This window comes from Streptomyces diversicolor, assembly GCF_057537855.1.
Genome location: NZ_BAAJXA010000011.1, coordinates 146,968 through 167,980 on the forward strand (window position 1 = coordinate 146,968; position 21,013 = coordinate 167,980).

13 protein-coding genes are annotated in these 21,013 nt (G+C 72.2%); 6 read left to right on the forward strand and 7 right to left on the reverse strand.

The genetic code is table 11. The features are described from left to right. Positions 1–194 precede the first annotated feature (194 nt). Positions 195–1,256, reverse strand: a complete 1,062-nt coding sequence (locus AC27LF_RS15470; protein WP_479658924.1) for a chitinase — start codon at positions 1,254–1,256, stop codon at positions 195–197. 178 nt (positions 1,257–1,434) lie between these two features. Here AC27LF_RS15470 and AC27LF_RS15475 point away from each other — a divergent pair, with 178 nt between their 5' ends. After that, a complete protein-coding gene (locus tag AC27LF_RS15475; RefSeq protein WP_479658925.1) occupies positions 1,435–2,445 on the forward strand; it encodes an aldo/keto reductase in 1,011 nt (336 codons plus the stop codon). Positions 2,446–2,471: 26 nt separating this feature from the next. Further along, complete coding sequence (locus tag AC27LF_RS15480) at positions 2,472–3,068, forward strand: TetR/AcrR family transcriptional regulator (RefSeq protein ID WP_479658926.1); 597 nt, start codon at positions 2,472–2,474, stop codon at positions 3,066–3,068. A gap of 77 nt (positions 3,069–3,145) precedes the next feature. On the opposite strand, the gene AC27LF_RS15485 is transcribed toward AC27LF_RS15480, so the two are convergent. Both AC27LF_RS15485 and AC27LF_RS15490 read right to left on the reverse strand, forming a co-directional pair. Beyond that, positions 3,146–3,364, reverse strand: coding sequence for a hypothetical protein (locus tag AC27LF_RS15485; protein ID WP_479658927.1), 219 nt, complete (start codon positions 3,362–3,364; stop codon positions 3,146–3,148). A 130-nt stretch (positions 3,365–3,494) separates the two neighbouring features. Further along, a complete protein-coding gene (locus AC27LF_RS15490) occupies positions 3,495–4,922 on the reverse strand; it encodes an MFS transporter (RefSeq protein WP_479658928.1) in 1,428 nt (475 codons plus the stop codon). A 101-nt stretch (positions 4,923–5,023) separates the two neighbouring features. Here AC27LF_RS15490 and AC27LF_RS15495 point away from each other — a divergent pair, with 101 nt between their 5' ends. Beyond that, the gene (locus AC27LF_RS15495; protein WP_479658929.1) at positions 5,024–5,920 is read left to right on the forward strand and encodes a helix-turn-helix transcriptional regulator; all 897 of its coding nucleotides are present in this window, start codon (positions 5,024–5,026) and stop codon (positions 5,918–5,920) included. Between the two features lie 424 nt (positions 5,921–6,344). On the opposite strand, the gene AC27LF_RS15500 is transcribed toward AC27LF_RS15495, so the two are convergent. After that, positions 6,345–7,823, reverse strand: coding sequence for an MFS transporter (locus AC27LF_RS15500; RefSeq protein ID WP_479658930.1), 1,479 nt, complete (start codon positions 7,821–7,823; stop codon positions 6,345–6,347). Positions 7,824–7,950: 127 nt separating this feature from the next. Between AC27LF_RS15500 and dusB the strand changes: the two genes are divergently transcribed. Continuing rightward, on the forward strand, positions 7,951–9,132 hold the full coding sequence (gene dusB / locus AC27LF_RS15505; RefSeq protein WP_479658931.1) for a tRNA dihydrouridine synthase DusB: 1,182 nt from the start codon (positions 7,951–7,953) through the stop codon (positions 9,130–9,132). A 57-nt stretch (positions 9,133–9,189) separates the two neighbouring features. Here dusB and AC27LF_RS15510 read toward each other — a convergent pair whose 3' ends face one another. The 3 genes from AC27LF_RS15510 to AC27LF_RS15520 all read right to left on the reverse strand — a co-directional run bounded on the left by AC27LF_RS15510 (position 9,190) and on the right by AC27LF_RS15520 (position 15,719). After that, the gene (locus tag AC27LF_RS15510; RefSeq protein WP_479658932.1) at positions 9,190–10,806 is read right to left on the reverse strand and encodes an alkaline phosphatase family protein; all 1,617 of its coding nucleotides are present in this window, start codon (positions 10,804–10,806) and stop codon (positions 9,190–9,192) included. Between the two features lie 1,467 nt (positions 10,807–12,273). Next, positions 12,274–14,211, reverse strand: a complete 1,938-nt coding sequence (locus AC27LF_RS15515) for an amylo-alpha-1,6-glucosidase (RefSeq protein ID WP_479658933.1) — start codon at positions 14,209–14,211, stop codon at positions 12,274–12,276. After that, positions 14,208–15,719: an MGH1-like glycoside hydrolase domain-containing protein gene (locus AC27LF_RS15520; RefSeq protein ID WP_479658934.1), complete on the reverse strand. Its 1,512-nt coding sequence runs from the start codon at positions 15,717–15,719 to the stop codon at positions 14,208–14,210. The genes AC27LF_RS15515 and AC27LF_RS15520 overlap by 4 nt, the downstream gene beginning before the upstream one ends. A 120-nt stretch (positions 15,720–15,839) precedes the next feature. Between AC27LF_RS15520 and AC27LF_RS15525 the strand changes: the two genes are divergently transcribed. Further along, positions 15,840–17,036, forward strand: coding sequence for an ROK family protein (locus AC27LF_RS15525; protein WP_479658935.1), 1,197 nt, complete (start codon positions 15,840–15,842; stop codon positions 17,034–17,036). Between the two features lie 628 nt (positions 17,037–17,664). Beyond that, positions 17,665–20,412: a pyruvate, phosphate dikinase gene (gene ppdK / locus AC27LF_RS15530; protein WP_479658936.1), complete on the forward strand. Its 2,748-nt coding sequence runs from the start codon at positions 17,665–17,667 to the stop codon at positions 20,410–20,412. Positions 20,413–21,013: the final 601 nt, after the last annotated feature.

Below are 21,013 nucleotides of genomic sequence, written 5' to 3' on the forward strand. Positions count from 1 at the left end.
CATCGGCCCGAACGGCGCCGTCCTCGAACGCCGGACGGGCTGAGAGTGCCCGCCCGGCGTTCTGTCCTGCCGCCGTGGGTTGTCTGCGGCGCCGTCGTGGCTGGTCGCGCAGTTCCCCGCGCCCCTTCGGGGCGCTGTCCCCGGAGCCCGTATCGGTCTGGCTGTCTTGGCCTCGGGCGCCGGGTGGGGTGGGGTCAGCGGGACTGGAGGGTTTTCACGTTGTCGCCGAAGGTCCAGTTCTTCGCGCCGTCCCAGTTGATCGACCAGGTCATCAGGCCCTTGAGCGAGGAGCCGTAGTGCTGCCATGCCTGGGAGACCAGCGACGGTGACAGGTAACCGCCGCCCGCCCCGGACTGCGCGGGCAGGCCCGGCACCTGCTTGTCGTAGGGCACCTTGATCGTCGTGCCCTGCACCACCAGGCCCCGGTTGAGGCAGTCGGTCTGCGCGGTGAAGCCCGCCACCGTGCCCGCCGCGTACGAGTCCCCGGAGCAGCCGTACATGCTGCCGTTGTAGTACTGCATGTTGAGCCACCACAGGCGCCCGTTGTCGGCGTACTTCTTGATGACGGGCAGATAGGCGCCCCAGATCGAGCCGTAGGTGACGCTGCCGCCGGTGACGTAGGCGGTCTCCGGGGCCATGGTCAGACCGAAGTTCGAGGGCATCTGGGCCAGGATCCCGTCGATGATGCGGATCAGGTTGGCCTGGGACGTGGAGAGCCGGCCGATGGAGCCGCTGCCGACCAGACCGGTCTCGATGTCGATGTCGATGCCGTCGAAATTGTAGGTCTTCAGGATCGGCACGATCGTCGCGACGAACCGGTCGGCCACCGCGGTCGAGCTGAGGTCGATGCCCGCGGTCGCGCCGCCGATGGAGAGCAGGATCGTCTGGCCGGCCGCCTTGGCCGCGCACATCTCCGCCGGCGTGGCCACCTTCACTCCGGCGTCCATGCCGTCCTCCCACAGCGCGGTGCCGTCGGAGCGGATGACCGGGAAGGCCGCGTTGATCACGTTGTAGCCGTGGGTCTGGATGCGGGAGTCGGTGATGGGGGTCCAGCCGAAGGGCGGGTGCACGCCGTTGGCGGAGCCGTCCCAGTTCTCCCAGTAGCCCTGGAGGACCTTCCCGGCCGGACGGGACTTGACGGCGCAGGTGTCGGTCGCGGACGCGGTGGGGGCGGCGGCGACCGAGAGCGGGACGAGGACGGCCGCGGTCAGCGCGGCGGCGAGCAGCCGGAGTCGGCGGCGGACACGGCGGGTCATGCGGGGCCTCCCGGTGGGGGTGCGGTGAGGTGTCGTAGGCATGACAGTGCTTCTGGTCCAGACCTCTCGTCAATAGGTCTGGACCAAAAACGAAGAGCCAGGGGACGCGATCGGCGGACGGACAGATGACAGCTGACAGATATTGAAATCTGTCAGCTGTCATGCCAGGGTGGAGGGCATGACGACGCACACCCGAACCCTCGGAACCACCGGCCCCCAGACCTCGGCCCTCGGCCTCGGCTGCATGGGCATGTCCGCGATGTACGGTGAGGCGGACCGGGCCGAGTCCATCGCCACCGTGCACGCCGCCCTGGAGGCCGGCGTGACCCTGCTGGACACCGGCGACTTCTACGCCATGGGCCACAACGAGATGCTGGTCGGCGATGCGCTGCGTACCGCGCCCCCGGCCCGCCGCGAACAGGCGCTGGTCAGCGTGAAGTTCGGCGCGCTGCGCGACCCGGACGGCAACTGGAGCGGATACGACGGCCGGCCCGCCGCCGTGAAGAACTTCGCCGCCTACTCGCTCCAGCGCCTCGGCGTCGACCACATCGACATCTACCGCATCGCGCGCCTCGACCCGGACGTACCGATCGAGGAGACCGTCGGCGCCATCGCCGAACTGATCGAGAAGGGCTACGTCCGGCACGTCGGCCTGAGCGAGGTCGGCCCCGACACCATCCGCCGGGCCGCGGCCACCGCCCCGATCTCCGACCTGCAGATCGAGTACGCGATCATCACCCGTGACATCGAGCGGGAGATCCTGCCGACCACCCGCGAACTGGGCATCGGCATCACCGCGTACGGCGTGCTCGCGCGGGGCCTGATCTCCGGTCACTTCACCCGGGAACGGCAGCTCGGCGCGCACGACTTCCGTGCCCACTCGCCCCGCTTCCAGGGCGACAACCTGCGGCACAACCTCGACCTCGTCGAGGCGCTGCGGCAGATCGCCGAGCGCAAGGGCGTCAGCGTCGCGCAGATCGCCATCGCCTGGGTGCTCTCGCGCGGCGAGGACATCGTGCCGCTGGTCGGCGCCCGTACCCGGGAGCGGCTGACCGAGTCGCTGGGCGCCCTCGACGTGACGCTGGAGGCGGCCGACCTGGCGGCGATCGAGCAGGCCGTACCGGCGGACGCGGCGGCCGGCACCCGCTACCCGGCGGCGCAGATGGCATACCTCGGCACCGAGCAGTGAGCGCCGGGCCGGGTACGGTCTAGGCCATGGCAGCGACCGGCGAGACCCTGACCAGCGAGCGCATCCTTGAGGCGACCGAGGAGGTGCTGCGCCGCCACGGCCCGGCGAAGGCCACCGTGGTGGACGTGGCACGCGCGCTCGGCGTCAGCCATGGCACCGTCTACCGGCACTTCCGCACCAAGGCCGCGCTGCGGGAGGCGGTCACCAAGCGCTGGCTGGACCGCACCTCGGAGCTGCTGGCCGGCATCGCCGCCGCGGACGGCGACCCGGAGGCACGGCTGCGTGACTGGCTCGCCGCGCTGTTCGCCGCCAAGCGCCGCAAGGCGGGCCTGGACCCCGAACTGTTCGCCACCTACACGGTGCTGACCGACGAGAACGGCGAAGCGGTCGCCGCACACCTCGCCGATCTGACCGCCCAGCTGACCCGCATAGTCCAGGACGGGGTCGCCTCCGGCCACTTCACCGTGGCCGACCCCGCCACCGCCGCCCGCGCCGTCTTCCACGCCACCGGCCGCTTCCACGATCCCGCCCATGCGCGGGAGTGGGAGCGGCCGGGCATCGAGGACGAGTTCACCGCGCTCGTCGACCTGCTGCTGCGCGGCCTCGGCTCACCTTCACGCTGACCTCGCCTTCACGCTGACCTCGCCTTCCCGCTGACGCCGGCGGGCAGAACCCCGCCGGACACCCCGCACGGCGTACGTCAGGGCGTGGGCGGGGAGTTGGCGGGGTCCACCGTCGCCTGGTGGGCCTCGGCCAGATGGTCGGCCGCCTTCAGCCAGGGCAGGAACTGCGCCCTTTGCCGCCAGCCGCAGGTGTCACACCTGATCGTGCGCTGCACTCCCGTGCGCTCCACCCTGACCACGTGTTCCCGGCCGTGCTGGTCCCAGCGGCTCACCTTGCTCGTGTTGCTCTGCTGCATGACGTCTCCAGCGTCCGTCCACGAGGAGGGCTGTCCGGCTCGTGCAGCAAGGAGTGTGCAGGAAGACCAACATCAACAGGGCGTCCTTCACGGCGAGTTGGCCAAGCCGTGTCCTGCGGGCCCGGCCCGCTCAGCCCATCGTCCGGGGCAGCCGCAGGCTGAGCAGCCCGGTCAGGACCACCCCGGCCAGCTGCGCAAGGAGCGTGATGACCAGGGCGTCCCGCATGCCCTGGTGCGGGACCAGCGACAGGAACAGGGTGCCCAGTGTGGCCACGCCCAGCGCCAGCGCCGACTGCTGGGTGGTGACCATCACCCCGCCGCCGACCCCCGCGCGGGCGGCCGGCACCTCGGACAGCACGAGCCGCATCACGACCGGGAGTTGCAGCGCCTGCCCGGCCCCGGCGATCGCGGCACCGGGCAGCAGTTCCACGAAGCCCAGGTGCGGCCAGTCCCGCCAGGCGGTCAGCGCGAGCAGCGCCACCCCGACCCCCTGCACCAGCGCGCCCGCGGTGACCACCCGGCTGCCGTGCCGGGCCACCAGGCGCGGTCCGGCCAGGGACGCGAGGAAGAACGCCACCGCCATCGGGGCCAGCGCCAGCCCGGCCTGCACCGGACCGAGCCGCGCACCGCTCTGCAGGGCCACCGCGATCACGAACATGAAGCCGCTGAAGCCGATCGAGAACGGCACGAGCAGCACGAGGCCGCGGCGCAGCGAGGGCAGCGCGAGCAGAGTCGGCGGCACCAGTGGCGTACGGCCCCGGCGGTCGGCCCGGCGTTCCACCGCGGCGAACGCCCAGGCCGCGCACGGGAACGCGGCCAGCGACAGCCAGGTCCACAGCGGCCAGCCCGCGGCCCGGCCCTCGGTGAGCGGGGCGAGCAGCGTCAGCAGGGACACCGCGAGCAGTACCGTGCCCGCTCCGTCGACGGGTTCGGGATGCTGGGAGCGGGTCTCCGGGACGGTACGGGTGGCCAGCAGCAGGCCGACGAGTACGACCGGCACGTTGACCAGGAACACCGAGCGCCAGCCGGTGCCCGCGATGTCGGCGGCGACCAGCACCCCGCCGAGGATCTGGCCCGCCACCATGGACAGGCCGGCCGTGGCGCCGTACAGGCTCATGGCCTTCGCGCGGCGCGCGCCCGTGGTGGACGCCTGGATGGTGGCGAGCACCTGCGGGAGCATCGCGGCGGCCGAGGCGCCCTGCGCGACCCGCGCCGCGACCAGGCTCCAGGCGTCGGGCGCGAGCCCGCACGCCAGCGAGGTCAGGCCGAAGGCGGCCATGCCGCCGAGGAAGAGCCGCCGGCGGCCGAACAGGTCGCCGAGCCGCCCGCCGAGGACGAGCAGCACGGCGTAGGCGAGACCGTACCCGGCGACGACCAGTTCGAGCAGCGCCTCGCCCGCGGCGAGGTCCGTGCCGATGGTGGGCAGGGCCACGTTGACGATGAAGAAGTCGACGAGCGGCAGCGCCGCGGCCAGCAGGACGGTGAACAGTCCCAGGCCGCCGAGCGCCGGTGGCGCCGACGGGGACCGGACGATCGGGGTCGTGACGGTTTCGGTCATGACGCCGAGCCTGCGGGCACGCTCAGGGTGGTACCAGAGTGTTCTTATCCTGGTAGCGGGACTACCTGGCAACAGGATCCGTACGACGGCAGGCTGGAGGCATGACGAGCATGGCACAGGAGACGTACGCCCCGCCCGCCCGGGGCGCGGAGATCCGCCGGCACGAACTGGCCGCGTTCCTGCGCAGCCGCCGTGAGCGGATCACCCCGGAGCAGGTGGGGCTGCCGCGCGGTGTGCGCCGCCGCACGCCCGGGCTGCGCCGCGAGGAGGTCGCCCAGCTCTCCGCGGTCGGCGTCACCTGGTACACCTGGCTGGAGCAGGCCCGGGACATCCAGGTCTCCGTCCAGGTCCTCGACGCGCTCGCCCGCACCCTGCTGCTCGACCCGGGCGAGCGCGCCCATCTCTTCCAGCTCGCCGGCTCCGTCGACCCGACGCCCGCCGCGAGCTGCCCGAGCATCACCCCGGCGCTGCGTGAGATGCTGCGCGGGCTGGAGCCCGTCCCCGCGTGCATCCAGAACAGCCGGTACGACATCCTCGCCTACAACCGCACCTACGCCCGCCTCATGGGCGATCTGGACGCGGTGCCGCCCGAGGACCGCAACTGCATACTCCTCGTCTACACCGACCCCGGCTGGCGCTCCACGATCGTCCACCTCGACGAGACCATGCGGCTGATGGCCGCGAAGCTGCGCGCCGCGATGGCCGGACACCTGGGCGAGCCCGCCTGGAAGCTGCTGGTCAAACGGCTGATGGCGGAGTCCGAGGAGTTCCGCGAGCACTGGGAGCGGTACGAGGTCGTCAGCAGCCGCAGCAAGACGAAACAGTTCCTCAACCCCCACGTCGGCCTCCTGACCCTGGACCACACAGACCTGTGGCTGGCCCCCCAGTCGGGCCCCCGCATGGTCACCTACACCCCCAAGGACGAACAAACCCGAACCCGCCTACAACACCTATACGAAATGACCCCCCCACAGCCGCCCCCGCAGGGGGCACGGTGACCGGCGCGCTCAGCCACGACGGTGGGTCAGCCGAGGGCCGTCAGGTGCCCCCGCAGGGGGCGCGGGGAACTGCGCGCTCAGCCACGACGGCGCGTCAGCCGAGGGCCGTCAGGTGCCCCCGCAGGGGGCGCGGGGAACTGCGCGCTCAGCCACGACGGCGCGTCAGCCGAGGGTCGACAGTTGCCCCCGCAGGGGGCGCGGGGAACTGCGCGACTAGCCACGATGGCGCGGCAGTCGAGGGCCGGCCGAGTCCCCGGCAGGGGCCCGCGGGGAACGGCGCGAGGAACCACGACGGCGCCGCAGTCGAGGGTCGGCCGATGCCCCCGGCAGGGGCCCGCGGGGAACCACGACGGCGGGTTAGCCGACGGACGGCTGATTCCCCGAGCTGCTGATTCTCCGAGCCGCTGATTCCCCGAAGGGCAGGTCAACCCCGCCGCCCCGGCAACCGACCGGCATCCGCAGAAGCCCCGCCCACCAAGCGGAGCGCCCCCGTCGACGCCAGCCGCGAGGCGACCCGCTCGGCAGTCCCCCGAGCCCACCGCCCACTGCTCACCACGCCGAGAACGAACACGGCGCCCCCGCACGCCGTGAGGATCCACCACCCCGGCCGCGCCGCGTCGACGAAGGCCGGTGCGAACGCGGCCGCGCCGACCCCGGCCGCGAGTACGGACCCGATCACCGCGACCCCGAGCGTCTGCCCGAGCTGCCGGCTGGTGGAGGCGACGGCGGCCGCGACCCCGGCCTGGGCCCGCGGCATGCCCGAGACCGCGGTGTTGGTGATCGGCGCGTTCACGAAGCCGAACCCGATGCCGAACAGAACGTATCCGGCGAGCCGGCTGAGGTCCGAGGTCTCCGCGTCGAACGCGGCGAACAGCACGCTGCCCGCGGTCATCGCGGCGCCCGCGATCACCAGCGGCAGCCGCGGCCCCCGGCTGCCGACGAGCCGCCCGGACAGCGGCGCGCACAGGAAGGTGGGCACCGCCATGGGCAGCATCCACAGGCCGGCGTGCAACGCGTCGAGGCCGCGTACGCTCTGCAGGTACAGCGTGGACAGGAACAGGAACCCGCCGAGCGCGGCGAACGCGCTGATGGCGATGACCGTGGCACCACTGAACGGTGCGGAACGGAAGAACCGCAGGTCGATGAGGGGTTCCGGGCGTCGTGGCTCGTACCGCAGCAGGCCCAGCAGGGCGATCAGGGCGATGGCGGCGAAGGGCAGCACCGTGCCGGCGCCGGAGTGGGGCGCCTCGATGATGGCGTAGGTCAGCGCGCCGAACAGGGCGATCACCAGCAGTTGGCCGACCGGGTCGGGGCGGCGGGGGTGGGGGGCGCGGGACTCGGGGATGTAGCGCAGGGTGAGCAGCAGGGCGGCGAGGCCGATCGGGATGTTGATCCAGAAGATCGCGCGCCAGTCGACGGCCTCCACGAGCAGGCCGCCGACGAGGGGTCCCGCGGCCATGGATATGCCGACCACGGCGCCCCAGGCGCCGATGGCGCGGGCGCGTTCACGCGGGTCGGTGAAGGTGTTGGTGATGATCGACATGGCGACCGGGTTGAGCATCGAACCGCCGACCGCCTGGACCATGCGGAAGGCGACCAGCGATTCCAGGTTCGGTGCGAGGGAGCACAGCAGTGAGCCGACGGTGAACACCACGAGGCCGGCCATGAAGACCCGTTTGCGGCCGATCCGGTCGGCGGTGGAGCCGGCCAGCATCAGCAGTGAGGCCAGCACCAGTGTGTACGCGTCGATGGTCCACTGGAGCCCGGAGGTGGTGGTGTGCAGTTCGCGCTGCATCGACGGGAGGGCGACGTTCAGGACCGTGTTGTCCAGGCTCACGATCAGCAGGCTCATACAGCAGATCGCCAGGACCAGCGAACGTCGGCGGGGACTGAGCTGAGGCATGGCCTCCATCGTACGCTCGTATCGATAGTGCGTCTAACTAATGACTGGTACAGGGGTGGTCATGGTCATGGTCCCGGTTGTCCACAGGCGCGGACGAGCATCCGCCGGAATACGGGACAATGGGGCCATGCCCACGCCGTCGACCACCCCCGTGTCCCCCCTGCGGATCGGCCCGCACACCGTGCAGCCGCCCGTCGTGCTCGCCCCCATGGCCGGGATCACCAACGCGCCCTTCCGTACGCTGTGCCGGTCCTTCGCCGAAGGCGGCTCGACGGCGGGAGCGGGCGGCCTCAAGGGGCTGTTCGTCAGCGAGATGATCACGACCAGGGCGCTGGTCGAACGCAACGAGAAGACCATGCAGCTGGTCCACTTCGACGCGACGGAGAAGCCGCGCTCCATCCAGCTGTACGGCGTCGACCCGGCCACCGTGGGCAAGGCCGTCCGCATGATCGCGGAGGAGGACCTGGCCGACCACATCGACCTGAACTTCGGCTGCCCGGTGCCCAAGGTGACGCGCAAGGGCGGCGGCTCGGCCCTGCCGTACAAGCGCCATCTGCTGCGGGCCATCCTGCGCGAGGCGGTCTCCGGCGCGGGCGACCTGCCGGTGACCATGAAGATGCGCAAGGGCATCGACGACGACCACCTCACCTACCTCGACGCCGGACGGATCGCGGTCGAGGAGGGCGTCACCGCCATCGCGCTGCACGGCCGCACCGCCGCCCAGCACTACGGCGGCACGGCGGACTGGGCGGCCATCGCCCGGCTCAAGGAACATGTGCCGGAGATCCCGGTGCTCGGCAACGGCGACATCTGGTCGGCCGAGGACGCGCTGCGGATGGTGCGCGAGACCGGCTGCGACGGGGTGGTCGTGGGGCGCGGCTGCCTCGGCCGGCCGTGGCTGTTCGCGGACCTGGTCGCGGCCTTCGAGGGGCGTACGCGGGACATCATGCGGCCGACCCTGCGCGAGGTCGCCGACGTCATGGTCCGGCATGCGCGCCTGCTCGGCGAGTGGATCGGCGACGAGGCGCGGGGCGTGATCGACTTCCGTAAGCATGTCGCCTGGTACCTCAAGGGGTTCGCGGTCGGCTCGGAGATGCGCAAGCGCCTGGCGATCACCTCGTCCCTCGCCGAACTCCGCTCCGGCCTGGACGAGTTGGACCTCGACCAGCCCTGGCCCGCAGGCGCCGACGGTCCCCGTGGCCGTACCTCGGGCAACAACCGGGTGGTCCTGCCGGACGGCTGGCTGACGGACCCGTACGACTGCACGGGCATCACCGCCGAAGCCGAACTGGACACCTCAGGCGGCTGACCCCCCTCTCGACACTCCCGCCCACCCGTCCGACACGGCGCCCTATTCTCGGGACGGTCAGTTGTTCTTTGGGTGGGGGGTTGAGCCGTAGGCCGTCAGGAAGTGGTCGCGGAAGGCGCTCATCTTCCAGACCGGGGCGTCGTGCGCCGGGCGCAGTCCGTCGCTCCAGCCCCAACTCGCGATCTTGTCCAGGACCTTGGGGTCCTTGGCGACGACGGAGATCGGCACGTCACGGCTGGCGTGGTTGCCGCTGACCCGGGCGATGGGCTGGTGGTCGCCGAGGAAGACCAGCACCGTGTCGTCGGTGCCGTAGCGCTCCAGCCACTGGGTCAGGGCGGTCACCGAGTACTGGATCGACTTGCCGTACTCCTCACGGGACCTCGTGGTGTCGGCGATGACGTCGGCCGGCCTGCTGCCCGCCGCCTCGATGTCCCGGAAGACCGAGCCGTCCCCGATCCGGTCCCAGTCGACCAGCTTCGGCACCGGCGCCCAGGGCTGGTGGCTGGAGGTCAGGATGATCTCCGACATCAGCGGCTTGTCGCGGTGCCTGCCGTGCACCCGCTGCTGGAACTGTTCCAGCGCGTACTGGTCGGGCATCGTCGACCAGCTGAACTTCGGCCCCTGGTAGCCCAGTTGGAAGGCGTTGTAGACCTTGTCCAGGCCGTAGTAGCGCTGTTCGGGCCAGCCCTTCTGCACGCCCGGCATGACGCCGACCGTGTCCCAGGCGCCGGTCTTCTGGAAGGCCCTGGTGAGGCTGAGGTGGTCGCTGGCCATGACGGTGCGGTAGCGCTGCTGGCTGTTGACCCACAGACCCGACATGGTGGTGGAGTGGCCGAGCCAGCTGTTGCCGCCGTACGTCGCCGAGGTCAGCCAGCCGGTCTTCGCGTGGAAGCCGGCCTTCGCCAGGGCCGTGGTGTTCTCGGTGAGGGACTTGTCGACGCCGGGCGCGATGATCGGGTCCTCGATCGCGCTGCGGCCGTAGCTCTCGACGAACGTGAAGATCACGTCCTTGCCGCGCAGATCGGTCAGCAACTGGTCCGGCGGCGTGTTCCCGAAGGCGTCCGACCTGGCCACCTTCCGGAACTCCGCCTCGTCCCTGAGGGTGTCCGCCACCCGGCGGGCCTGGACCTGCACGGCCGTGGCGGTACGGTCCGACGCGATCGGCACGCCGGCGATCTGCACGCCGAAGGCGGTGCAGGTGATCCAGGCGACGGCGGCGATCAGGGCGCCCCTGGTGGCCCGGCCGCCGTGCCGGGCCAGCAGGTTGGCCAGGCGGATCGTGGCCAGGGTGAGCAGCACGAACAGCAGCAGGACCAGGACGACGACGCCGGCCGTGGCGGCGAGGGTGGCGGTGCGGCCGAGGGAGTCCTCCAGGTATGCCTGGGCGTCGGTGAGCAGGCTCCAGTCGAGGACGAGGTTGAAGCTGCGGCCGAGGTACTGGTTGAAGCCCATGTCGAGGAGGTTCAGCACGGTCAGCGCGGCGAGTGCGGCGCCGGCGAGACCGGCGAGCGCCATGCGCGGCCTGCGCGGCAGCGCCAGGGCCAGGGCGGCGCCGATGACGGCCTCGCCGGGTATCCGCAGGAACTTCATGGGCCCGAACCCGACGACGGTGTTCGGCAACACCAACGCCCCCACCACCAGCACACAGCAGAACAGGGACACCCCGACGGACACCGCCCGCTCCGCGCCGGGGTGCTCCGCCCGCCACCCCCGTATCCCGCGCCCCCACCGCGAAACGACGCCGCCCACCCTACGACGCTCGATCCCGCCCCCGCCCGTCGACGCACCCCCGGCTGCGGCCTGCCCGCCCGTGCCTTCGCTCTCGGGCCGGTCTTCGCCGACGGCCTCGATCGCGCCCCCACCCGCCGATGCACCCCCGGCCGCGGCCTGCCCGCCCGTGCCTTCGCTCCCGGGCCGGACTTCGCCGACGGCCTCGATCGCGCCCCCACCCGCCGATGCGCCCCCGGCTGCGGCCTGCCCGCCCCGGCCTCGGGCCTCGGGTCCTGTTCCGGCAGCGGCCTCGGTCTCGCCCCCGGCCGCGGCCTGCCCGCCCCGGCCTCGGGCCTCGGGTCCTATTCCGGGAGGGGTCTCGGGCTCGGTGCTCGGCTCGTTTCCATCTCCGCCCTGCCCGTCCCGGGCTCGGGTCTCGGACCGCGCTTCGGCAGGGGCCTCGGCGGCGTTCCCGCCCCGCGCCCCAGCCTCGACCCGGGGCTGGGCTGGGGTCTCGGTTTCGTCCCCGACGCTTGCCCCGGCCCCGGCTTCGGACTCGGCCCGGCGCTCGCTTCCGCCCCCGCCCGCCGATTCGCCCCCGGCCTCAGCTTCGGGCCGGCCCTCGGTCCGGGGCGTGGGTTTGTCCCCGGTCTTTGAGTCGGGCTCGGCCCCGATGTGTCCGCCCTGGGCTTGGGTCTCGGGCCGGTCTTCGGCAGGGGGCTCGGGCCCGTCCCCGCCCCTCGACTCTCTTCCTGCCCCGGCTTCGGACTCGACACGGTGCTCGGTCTCGCCCCGGCCTCTCGACTCGGCCCCGGGTCCCCCCTGTTCGCCCCCGGCTCCGCCCTCGATCCTTGACGCCTTCGTGCCGGTCTCGGGTTGTGGCGGTTCCGTGGACTGTGCGTTCGGCGGTGTGTTGGGCTCGGGCTCCGGGGCTCCGGAGGGTGCCGGTGCGTGGGGTGTGCTTATGTGCTGAGGCAACCCGGGGGTCCTTTCGCGCGCGGCCCGTGCTGGGCGGCGGGCCACGCTGGGGAGGCTGGGCTGGACCGGGAGTTCCCGGCCCGCCTGGCCCGCCGCCATCCCGTACGGCCCCGCGCCCGCCCCCGTTCACGGCCCCCGGCAAACACCAGGCAAACACCCCACCCACCCGTCGGCCACGGCCTGCCGACCCGGCGGCACGCCCCGCGAGCCCAGCGGCCACGCCTGCGAATCCGGCGGCCACGCTCCGCCAGCCCGGCGCCTGTGCCCCGCCGTTCCGTCGGCTACGGGCCCGCCACTCCCTCGGCTGCGGCCTGCCGACTCGTCGGCCACGCCCCGCCGATCCGTCGGCTGCGCCCCACCAAGCCCGCGGCTACGCCCCGCCGACCCCTCGGCGGCGCCCGCCACCCTCTCCGCCAAGCCCCGCTCACTCGGCAGCTGAGCCCGGTCGTTCCTCTACGCCCCGCCTACCGCGGTGAGCAGGGCCAGGGGTGTTGCTGCTGAGCGGGATTCTCGTACGCAGGCGTGGGGGTGGGGGACCGGTTCCGGGTGGCGGGTGCGGGCGTAGCCCGCGAGTGCTTCCGGCAGCCGGTGTCCGGTCGCGGTGGCCGCCTCGACCAGGCCGTGGGCGACCGTGCGGGCCTCGTCGTGCAGGCCGTAGCGGGCCAGGCCCAGGGCGATCAGCGCGTTGTCGTGCGGCCAGACCGCCCCGCGGTGGTAGGACAGCGGATGGTAGGCCCCCTGGCCGGAGGCCAGCGTGCGGACGCCCCAGCCGGAGAAGAAGTCCGGTTCCAGCAGCCTGCGCCCCACCTGCTCGCCGTACTCCTTGTCCAGCAGCCCGGACCACAGCAGGTGCCCGGCGTCCGAGGCCAGCGCGTCCACCGGCCGGCCCTCGCCGTCCAGCGCCAGGGCAGGGAAGGAGCGCTCCCGCATCCAGAAGTCCCGCTGGAAGCGGTCCCGCAGATCGGCCGCCGCCTGTTCGAGCAGGGCCGCGTACGTCTCGTCCCGCCACACCGTGCGCGCGACCCACGCCGTGCGGCGCAGCGCGTCGTACGCGTAGCCCTGGGCCCCCGCCGCCGTCACCGGCCCGTTCGGACGGGCGCCGTCGGCCGAGCAGATGGCGCCGGGGGAGTCCTTCCAGTTCTGGTTGGCGAGCCCGCCCCGGTCGGTGCGGTAGACGAGGTAGCCGCGCGAGGTCAGCCCGCCGTGGTCCAGCATCCAGCCGATCGCCGCTCGCGCGTACCGTTCCAGACGGTGGGCCATGGCCGTGTCGCCGGTCCGCTCGACGTACGCCCCGAGCAGTACGAGGAACAGCGGCGTCGCGTCCACCGAGCCGTAGTAGCGGCCGTAGGGCACCTGCCCGAAGTAGGCCAGCTCGCCGTGCCGCACCTCGTGCACGATCTTGCCGGGCTGGGCCACCGCGTCCGGTGTGGTCCCCGTCGCCTGGGTGGCGGCGAGCGCGGGCAGCGTGGCCGCGGCCAGCCGGGGACGGTAGGGGAGCGCGAACAGGGCGGTCAGCAGGGCGTCCCGGCCGAGCAGGGTCAGGAACCAGGGCGCGCCCGCGGCCGGCACCCGCAGATCCTCGCCGTCCGGTCCGGTCGCCGGCACCTGGAGCGCGGCGAGGTCGGCGAGCCCCCGGGCGCAGGCCGCCGCCAGCTCGGGCCAGCCGGTCGGGAAGGCCACGCCCTCCACGAACTCGCCTTCCAGCGCGAGAAGTTGCTCGTTCACGGCGGCAGGGGAGCGCGGCACGCGCCGTGCGCGCTTCTCGCCGTGCGGGCGGGCCATCACCCGCAGCAAGAGGTCCGCCGTGCCGTGCGGTGCCAGCTCCAGGGTCCACACCAGGCGGCGGGCGCCGGTGCCGGTCTCCTCGACGCCGTCCGGTGCCGGGTCCGCCGTGATGCTCGTACAGGACCGCCACTCGCCGCGCCGGTAGGTGAACTCCACGCCGTCGTCGAGCACATGCCGGGAGCGCACTGCGCCGGCCTTGTGGTACGTGCGGTGGTCGGGGCGCACTTCGAACTGGTCGGTGAAGTCGGCGTCCGCGGTGATCGCCAGCCGTACCGTGGTCGGCACCGGCCGGTTGCTGGTGACTCGGAGCGATTCCACGAACGAGCCGTCGCCGACGGCCTGTTCCCGGAAGAGGGTGTGCGCGGGCGGCTCCTGCCGGCCGCCGCGCGGGACGAGCACACAGCGCGCCCCGTCGCCGTCCGCGACCGGGCTGAGCGCTTCGGGCACCGCCCCGTCCAGGGTGAGCTGCCAGCGGCTGAGGTGCCGGGCGTCGCGGACGAACAACCCGTCCGGCAGGGTGCCGCCCCGGACGCCGCTGATGTCGCCTCCGTCACCCACGGCGGCGAACGTCGTGCCGTACACGAGCAGGTGCTGCCGGTCCGTCATCCCCGGTCCCCTCCCTTGCCCCTCTTGTCTGCCTTATCTGCCTTATCTGCCTTGCCTGTCTTGACCCGTCTGTTCTGCTCGCCTCGCTTGACTCTCCCGGCCGCCGCGCCCGCCTCGTCTGCCCTGGCCGCCTCATCCGCCGTGCGTGCCTCGCCGCCGAGCAGATCGAGGGTGAGCGCGGCGGTCCAGCTGAAGCCGAGCGCGCCGCAGGGCTCGCCGGTGTACGGGTCGACGTACTCGGCGAACCCCGTCGCACCGGCCGTCTCCAGCAGCGCCGCCCGCAGCGCGCCGGCCCGCGCCCGCTCGCCGTGCGCCCGCAGCCCGCGCTCCAGCAGCCAGCCGGTGTTGAACCAGGCCGGACCGCGCCAGTAGCGGTGCGGGTCGAAGGCCGCGCCGAGGAGGTCGTAGCTCGGCACGAGACGGGTGGCGGCGCCGAGCCCGAAGTGCGGGCCGGTGAGGGTGCGCACCAGCGTCGCGGCGACGTCCGGCGGCAGGCCGGGCAGCAGCAGCGGGATCAGCCCGGAGACGCCGCGCTCCGGGATCAGCCCCTCGCCGCGCACGTCCCGGCAGAAGAACATGCCGCGCGCCGGGTCCCACAGCCGCTCCACCAGGGCGGCCGTCAGGCGTTCCGCGCGGGCGTGCCGTGCCGTGCCGGCCGCGCCCAGTTCCTCGGCGATCCGGGCCAGCGCGTGCTCGGAGGCCGCGAGCAGCGCGTTGAACGCCGGGTCCTCCACCGCGAACTCTCCCAGCCCGTCGGCGTATGCGCGGTCACGGTAGTCGGTCGCGAGCCGCACGTACCGCCCGTAGTCCAGGTCGGTCGGCCGGTCCTCGGGCGCGCCGTGCGCGAGGTCGGCGCGGCGGAAGGAGCGGGCCGGGGCGGGCGTGATCCTGGCGAGCGGAGCGTCCCAGCAGGGGCTGTTGTCCATGCCCTGCTCCCAGGGGTGTATGACGGACGCGAGGCCGCCGCCGCCCAGGTCCCGCCGGTGCAGCAGATAGCGGTGCCAGGCCGCGAGCCGCGGGTAGACCCGGGCGAGGAAGCCGCGGGCCCGGGACAGCCCGGGGTCGGCGCGGTGCACCAGCCAGGCCGCCAGCGCGTGTACCGGTGGCTGCACGATGCCGGAGGTCTGTACGGTGCGCGGGGCGCCCGCGGCGCGCCCCGCGGTCGAGGAGCGCCAGAAGTCGGGGCTCGGGAAGTAGGCGTCGAGCGGTACGGAGGGGTTGAAGACGATGTGCGGGACGCGCCCGTCCGCCCACTGGGCGGCCAGCAGCGTCTCCAGCTCCGTCTGGGCCCGTAACGGCGAGACGTGCCGCAGGCCGATCGCGATGAACGCCGAGTCCCAGGACCACTGGTGCGGATACAGCCGGGGCGAGGGCACCGTGGACCTGCCGGTCCAGTTGCCCTCCAGCACCCGCACGGCTCTGACGTGCAGTGGCCCGGTCGGGGGCGGTGGATCGTATACGACCTGGTGCTCCGTGCGGTGGGCGGTGAGCTGGGCAGTGCGATCCACTCGGGGCTCCCCGAAGACGTCCGGCCGGCCTGGTTCGGCTGTAGCCAGCTTAGGGTTACGTCTACTTAACACGCAAAACTCACTATGTAATGCAGGCTTGAGGAACACAAGGGGGTGCGCATGACGGGACGCAGCCAGGCCGGCGCCGGGGATCTGCTCGAACTGGTGCGCAGCGGGCGCGCGACCACGCGCGGCGCCCTCCAGCAGGCCACCGGGCTGTCCCGGGCCACCGTCGGCCAGCGCCTCGACCGGCTGTTCCGCGCGGGCTGGCTGCGCGAGGGGGCCGGCGGCCCGGTCGACTCGCCGCTCGGCGGGCGGCCCTCCATCACCCTGGAGTTCGACGACTCGCACGCGGTGGTCCTCGCCGCCGACCTGGACACCCGGCACGCCCGCGCCGCCGTCCTCTCGCTCACCGGCGACCTGCTCGCCGAGCGGGCCGGCACCCTGGTCATCGAGGACGGGCCCGAGTCCGTCCTGGGCGAGCTGGGCGGCTGGTTCGCCGACCTGCTGGCCGGGGCCGGGCACCGGGCGGCCGAGGTGTGCGGCATAGGGATCGCCGTGCCGGGCCCGGTGGACCGGGTGACCGGGCGGGTGATGCAGCCGCCGATCATGCCCGGCTGGGACGGCTACGACATCAGAGGCCGCCTCTCCCGCGCCTTCACCGAGCACACCGGCGCGCCGGCGGTGCCGGTGCTCGTGGACAACGACGCGAACCTCATGGCGTACGGCGAACAGCGCACCGGGCACCCGGACTGCTCGGCCTTCGTCCTCGTCAAGGTGTCCACCGGTATCGGCGCCGGGGTCGTGGTGGGCGGCTCGATCTACCGGGGCATCGACGGCGGCGCCGGGGACATCGGGCACATCCGGGTGGGCGCGGACGCGCTGTGCCGGTGCGGCTCGTACGGGTGCCTGGCGGCCGTCGCCAGCGGGGGTGCGGTGGCCCGGCGGCTGACCGAGGCCGGGGTGCCGGCGGCCTCCGGCTCCGACGTGCGGGGTCTGCTGGCCGCGGGGCATCCGGAGGCGACGGCGCTGGCGCGGGAGGCGGGGCGGCGGGTCGGGGACGTGCTGGCGACGGTCGTCACGCTGCTCAATCCTGGCGTGCTGATGGTTGCCGGGGACCTGGCCGGGACGCCGTTCCTGACCGGCGTGCGTGAGCTGCTGTATCAGCGGGCGCTGCCGCGTTCCACCGCCCATCTGGAGGTGGTCACCTCGCGGCTGGGTGAGCGGGCGGGGCTGATCGGTGCGGGGGCGTTGGTCGTGGAGTACCTGTATGCACCGGATCGTGTGGAGGAACGGTTGCTGGCGCTTGGGCTGTGACGGGCGCTGCGCTGGCCGCGTGGCTGGAGCGGGTGCGCTGGAGTTACGGCACGTTCTTTGGGTGCGGTGTCGTTTTGGCCGGTCGCGCAGTTCCCCGCGCCCCCTTCGGGGACTTCTGCCGTCTTTTGGGTGCGGCTTCGTTGTGGCTGGTCGCGCAGTTCCCCGCGCCCCTTGGGGGGTCGCTCGTCGTCGTTGGCTGTCGCGTTGTTGTGGCTGGTTGCGTAGTTCCTCGCGTCTCTCTGTCGTCGTCCGCATGGTGGGATTTGGTTGGGTGTGGCAGCGTGATTCTCGCCACCCTTGATATGGGTTGCGCTCAGATGAGCGGATCATGGACGGCTGCACTTCTCCAAGGGGTGGCACTCGGTGCCACCCCTTGGTCGTTCAGCGCGCGAAATCAGACGTGCTAGGACCCGCTCGTATGAGCACGATGTGAGGCGTACAGGGCCTCCGTCCGTTCAAGAAGTGAAAACGTCGGCTGCCCGAAGCTTGCCCATCCTTGACTTTCGATCCCGTGGCGGACGGCTGGTTACGGGCGTATGACGCGCGAGTGGACGTACCCAGGTGCCTTCGATCTGGGTATGTTCCTCGCCGTCAGGGCAGCCACCGCGGCCTCAAGGAGTCGAGTCCCGTGTCGGAAAACAAAGATCCTCAGGTACCCGCGTCGGGCGCAAGCGTTGAGAGCGTGAAGTTCGTCTATGACTTCACCGAGGGCAACAAGGACCTCAAGGACCTCCTGGGTGGCAAGGGTGCGAACCTCGCCGAGATGACCAATCTGGGCCTTCCGGTCCCCCCGGGCTTCACCATCACCACCGAGGCATGCAAGGTCTACCTCGACAGCGGCGAGGAGCCGGCGGCACTGCGTGACGAGGTGAGTGCGCACCTCGAAGCCCTCGAAACGGCCATGGGCAAGAAGCTCGGACAGGCCGACAACCCCCTCCTCGTGTCCGTCCGTTCCGGGGCGAAGTTCTCGATGCCGGGCATGATGGACACCGTCCTGAACATCGGCCTGTCCGACGAGTCCGTGCGGGGTCTCGCGGAGCAGGCCGGAGACGAGCGGTTCGCCTGGGACTCCTACCGGCGGCTCATCCAGATGTTCGGCAAGACCGTCCTCGGCATCGACGGCGACCACTTCGAGGACGCCCTCGACAAGGCCAAGGAGGCCAAGCAGGTAACGGACGACACCGAACTGGCCGCGGCGGACCTGAAGAACGTCGTCGGCACCTTCAAGAAGATCGTCAAGAAGGAGACGGGCCGCGACTTCCCGCAGGACCCGCGCGAGCAGATGGACCTCGCCATCAAGGCGGTCTTCGAGTCCTGGAACGGCGACCGGGCCAGGCTCTACCGCCGTCAGGAGCGCATCCCGCACGACCTCGGCACCGCCGTCAACATCTGCTCCATGGTCTTCGGCAACCTCGGCCCCGACTCGGGCACCGGAGTCGCCTTCACCCGCGACCCGGCAAGCGGCCACCAGGGCGTCTACGGCGACTACCTGCAGAACGCGCAGGGCGAGGACGTCGTCGCGGGCATCCGCAACACCGTGGCCCTGGCCGAGCTGGAGAACATCGACAAGCCGTCGTACGACCGGCTCCTGGAGATCATGGAGGTCCTGGAGAACCACTACAAGGACCTCTGCGACATCGAGTTCACCATCGAACGCGGCCAGCTGTGGATGCTGCAGACCCGCGTCGGCAAGCGCACCGCGGGCGCCGCCTTCCGCATCGCCACCCAGCTGGTGGACCAGGGCCTGATCGACGAGACCGAGGCGCTACAGCGGGTCACCGGCGCCCAGCTCGCCCAGCTGATGTTCCCGCGGTTCGACGAGCACGCCAAGGCGGACCAGGTCGGCCGGGGCATCGCCGCCTCGCCCGGCGCCGCGGTCGGCAAGGCGGTCTTCGACTCCTACACCGCCGTCAAGTGGTCCCGCTCGGGCGAGAAGGTCATCCTCGTCCGCCGCGAGACCAACCCCGACGACCTGGACGGCATGATCGCGGCCGAGGGCATCCTGACCTCCCGCGGCGGCAAGACCTCGCACGCGGCCGTGGTCGCGCGCGGCATGGGCAAGACCTGTGTCTGCGGCGCGGAGGACCTGGAGGTCGACACCAAGCGGCGCCGGATGACGGTGCCGGGCGGGCATGTCGTCGAGGAGGGCGACGTGATCTCCATCGACGGCTCCAGCGGCAAGGTGTACCTGGGCGAGGTCCCGGTGGTGCCGTCCCCGGTCGTGGAGTACTTCGAGGGCCGGATGCACGCGGGCGCCGACGACGCCGACGAACTGGTCGAGGCCGTACACCGGATCATGGCGTTCGCCGACCGCAAGCGCCGGCTGCGGGTGCGCGCCAACGCCGACAACGCGGAGGACGCGCTGCGGGCCCGGCGCTTCGGCGCCCAGGGCATCGGCCTGTGCCGCACCGAGCACATGTTCCTCGGTGACCGGCGCGAGCTGGTGGAGCGGCTGATCCTGGCCGATACGGAGGCGGAGCGCGAGGAGTCGCTGAAGCAGCTCCTGCCGCTCCAGAAGCGGGACTTCGTCGAGCTGTTCGAGGCGATGGACGGGCTGCCGGTGACGGTCCGGCTGCTCGACCCGCCGCTGCACGAGTTCCTGCCCGACATCACCGAACTGTCGGTGCGCGTGGCGCTCGCGGAGGCCCGGCAGGAGCCGCACGAGAACGAACTGCGGCTGCTCCAGGCGGTGCACCGGCTGCACGAGCAGAACCCCATGCTGGGCCTGCGCGGCGTCCGCCTCGGCCTGGTCATCCCCGGCCTGTTCAGCATGCAGGTCCGGGCGATCGCCGAGGCCGCGGCCGAACGCTGTAACGCCAAGGGCGACCCTCGCGCCGAGATCATGATCCCGCTCGTCGGCACCGTCCAGGAGCTGGAGATCGTCCGCGAGGAGGCCGACCGGGTCATCGCCGAGGTGGAGCAGGCGACCGGCACCGGGCTGAAGCTGGCGATCGGCACCATGATCGAACTGCCCCGTGCCGCGCTGACCGCGGGCCAGATCGCCGAGGCCGCGGAGTTCTTCTCCTTCGGCACCAACGACCTCACCCAGACGGTGTGGGGCTTCAGCCGCGACGACGTCGAGGCGTCCTTCTTCACCGCCTATCTGGAGAAGGGCATCTTCGGCGTCAGCCCGTTCGAGACCATCGACAAGGACGGCGTCGGCTCCCTGGTGCAGTCGGCGGCGAAGGCGGGCCGCGCCACCCGCCCGGACCTGAAGCTCGGCGTGTGCGGCGAGCACGGCGGCGACCCGGAGTCGGTCCACTTCTTCCACGAGGTGGGTCTGGACTACGTCTCCTGCTCCCCGTTCCGCATCCCGGTCGCCCGGCTGGAGGCCGGCCGCGCCGCCACCCAGTCGGCGGGCAGCGACCACCGCTGACCACGATCCCGCGGGGCGGCGTCCCTCACCGCCCCGCCCCGGCCCCGGAGCCGCCGCCGGTCCCCGACCCTCACCGATCGACAGCGTCTCCGGCCCACCAGAAGGAGGGACGGCACCCTGTGCGGGGGCGCCGTCCCTCCTTCCACCATCTGCGCAGACTGCCAAGATCGGCGAATCGGATATGTCGCGGCTCGCTGCAGAGCGCGCGATGCGTGCCGCAGACGCGTCTGACGACCCACTCGTGGCGTCCGCCGCGCGGTCGGGCATGGACCGCCCAACTGGCCATTGGTCGGTACGACGACGCTTTGGAGCTGGGCAATACGGCCGCGCTTGGCTCTCGTCTCAGATCCCCGACAACGACCCTGCGGCACCGAGTTTGCTGGGGGTGATTCACCTGCGGCCCGCTGTCGCGGCGGCCCGCCACCAGGACCGGCCCAGGCACTCGCGGATGATCTCAGCTCGGATGAGAACTACCGCGGAGCTGCGCCCAGCTGAGCGCACGTCGCCGCAGCTCGTACGCAACAATCCGAGGGTGCGCGAGACGCTACGGGATCCGATCAAGCAATCTCCGGTGACCAGCGGCTCGTGATCGTCCGAGGTG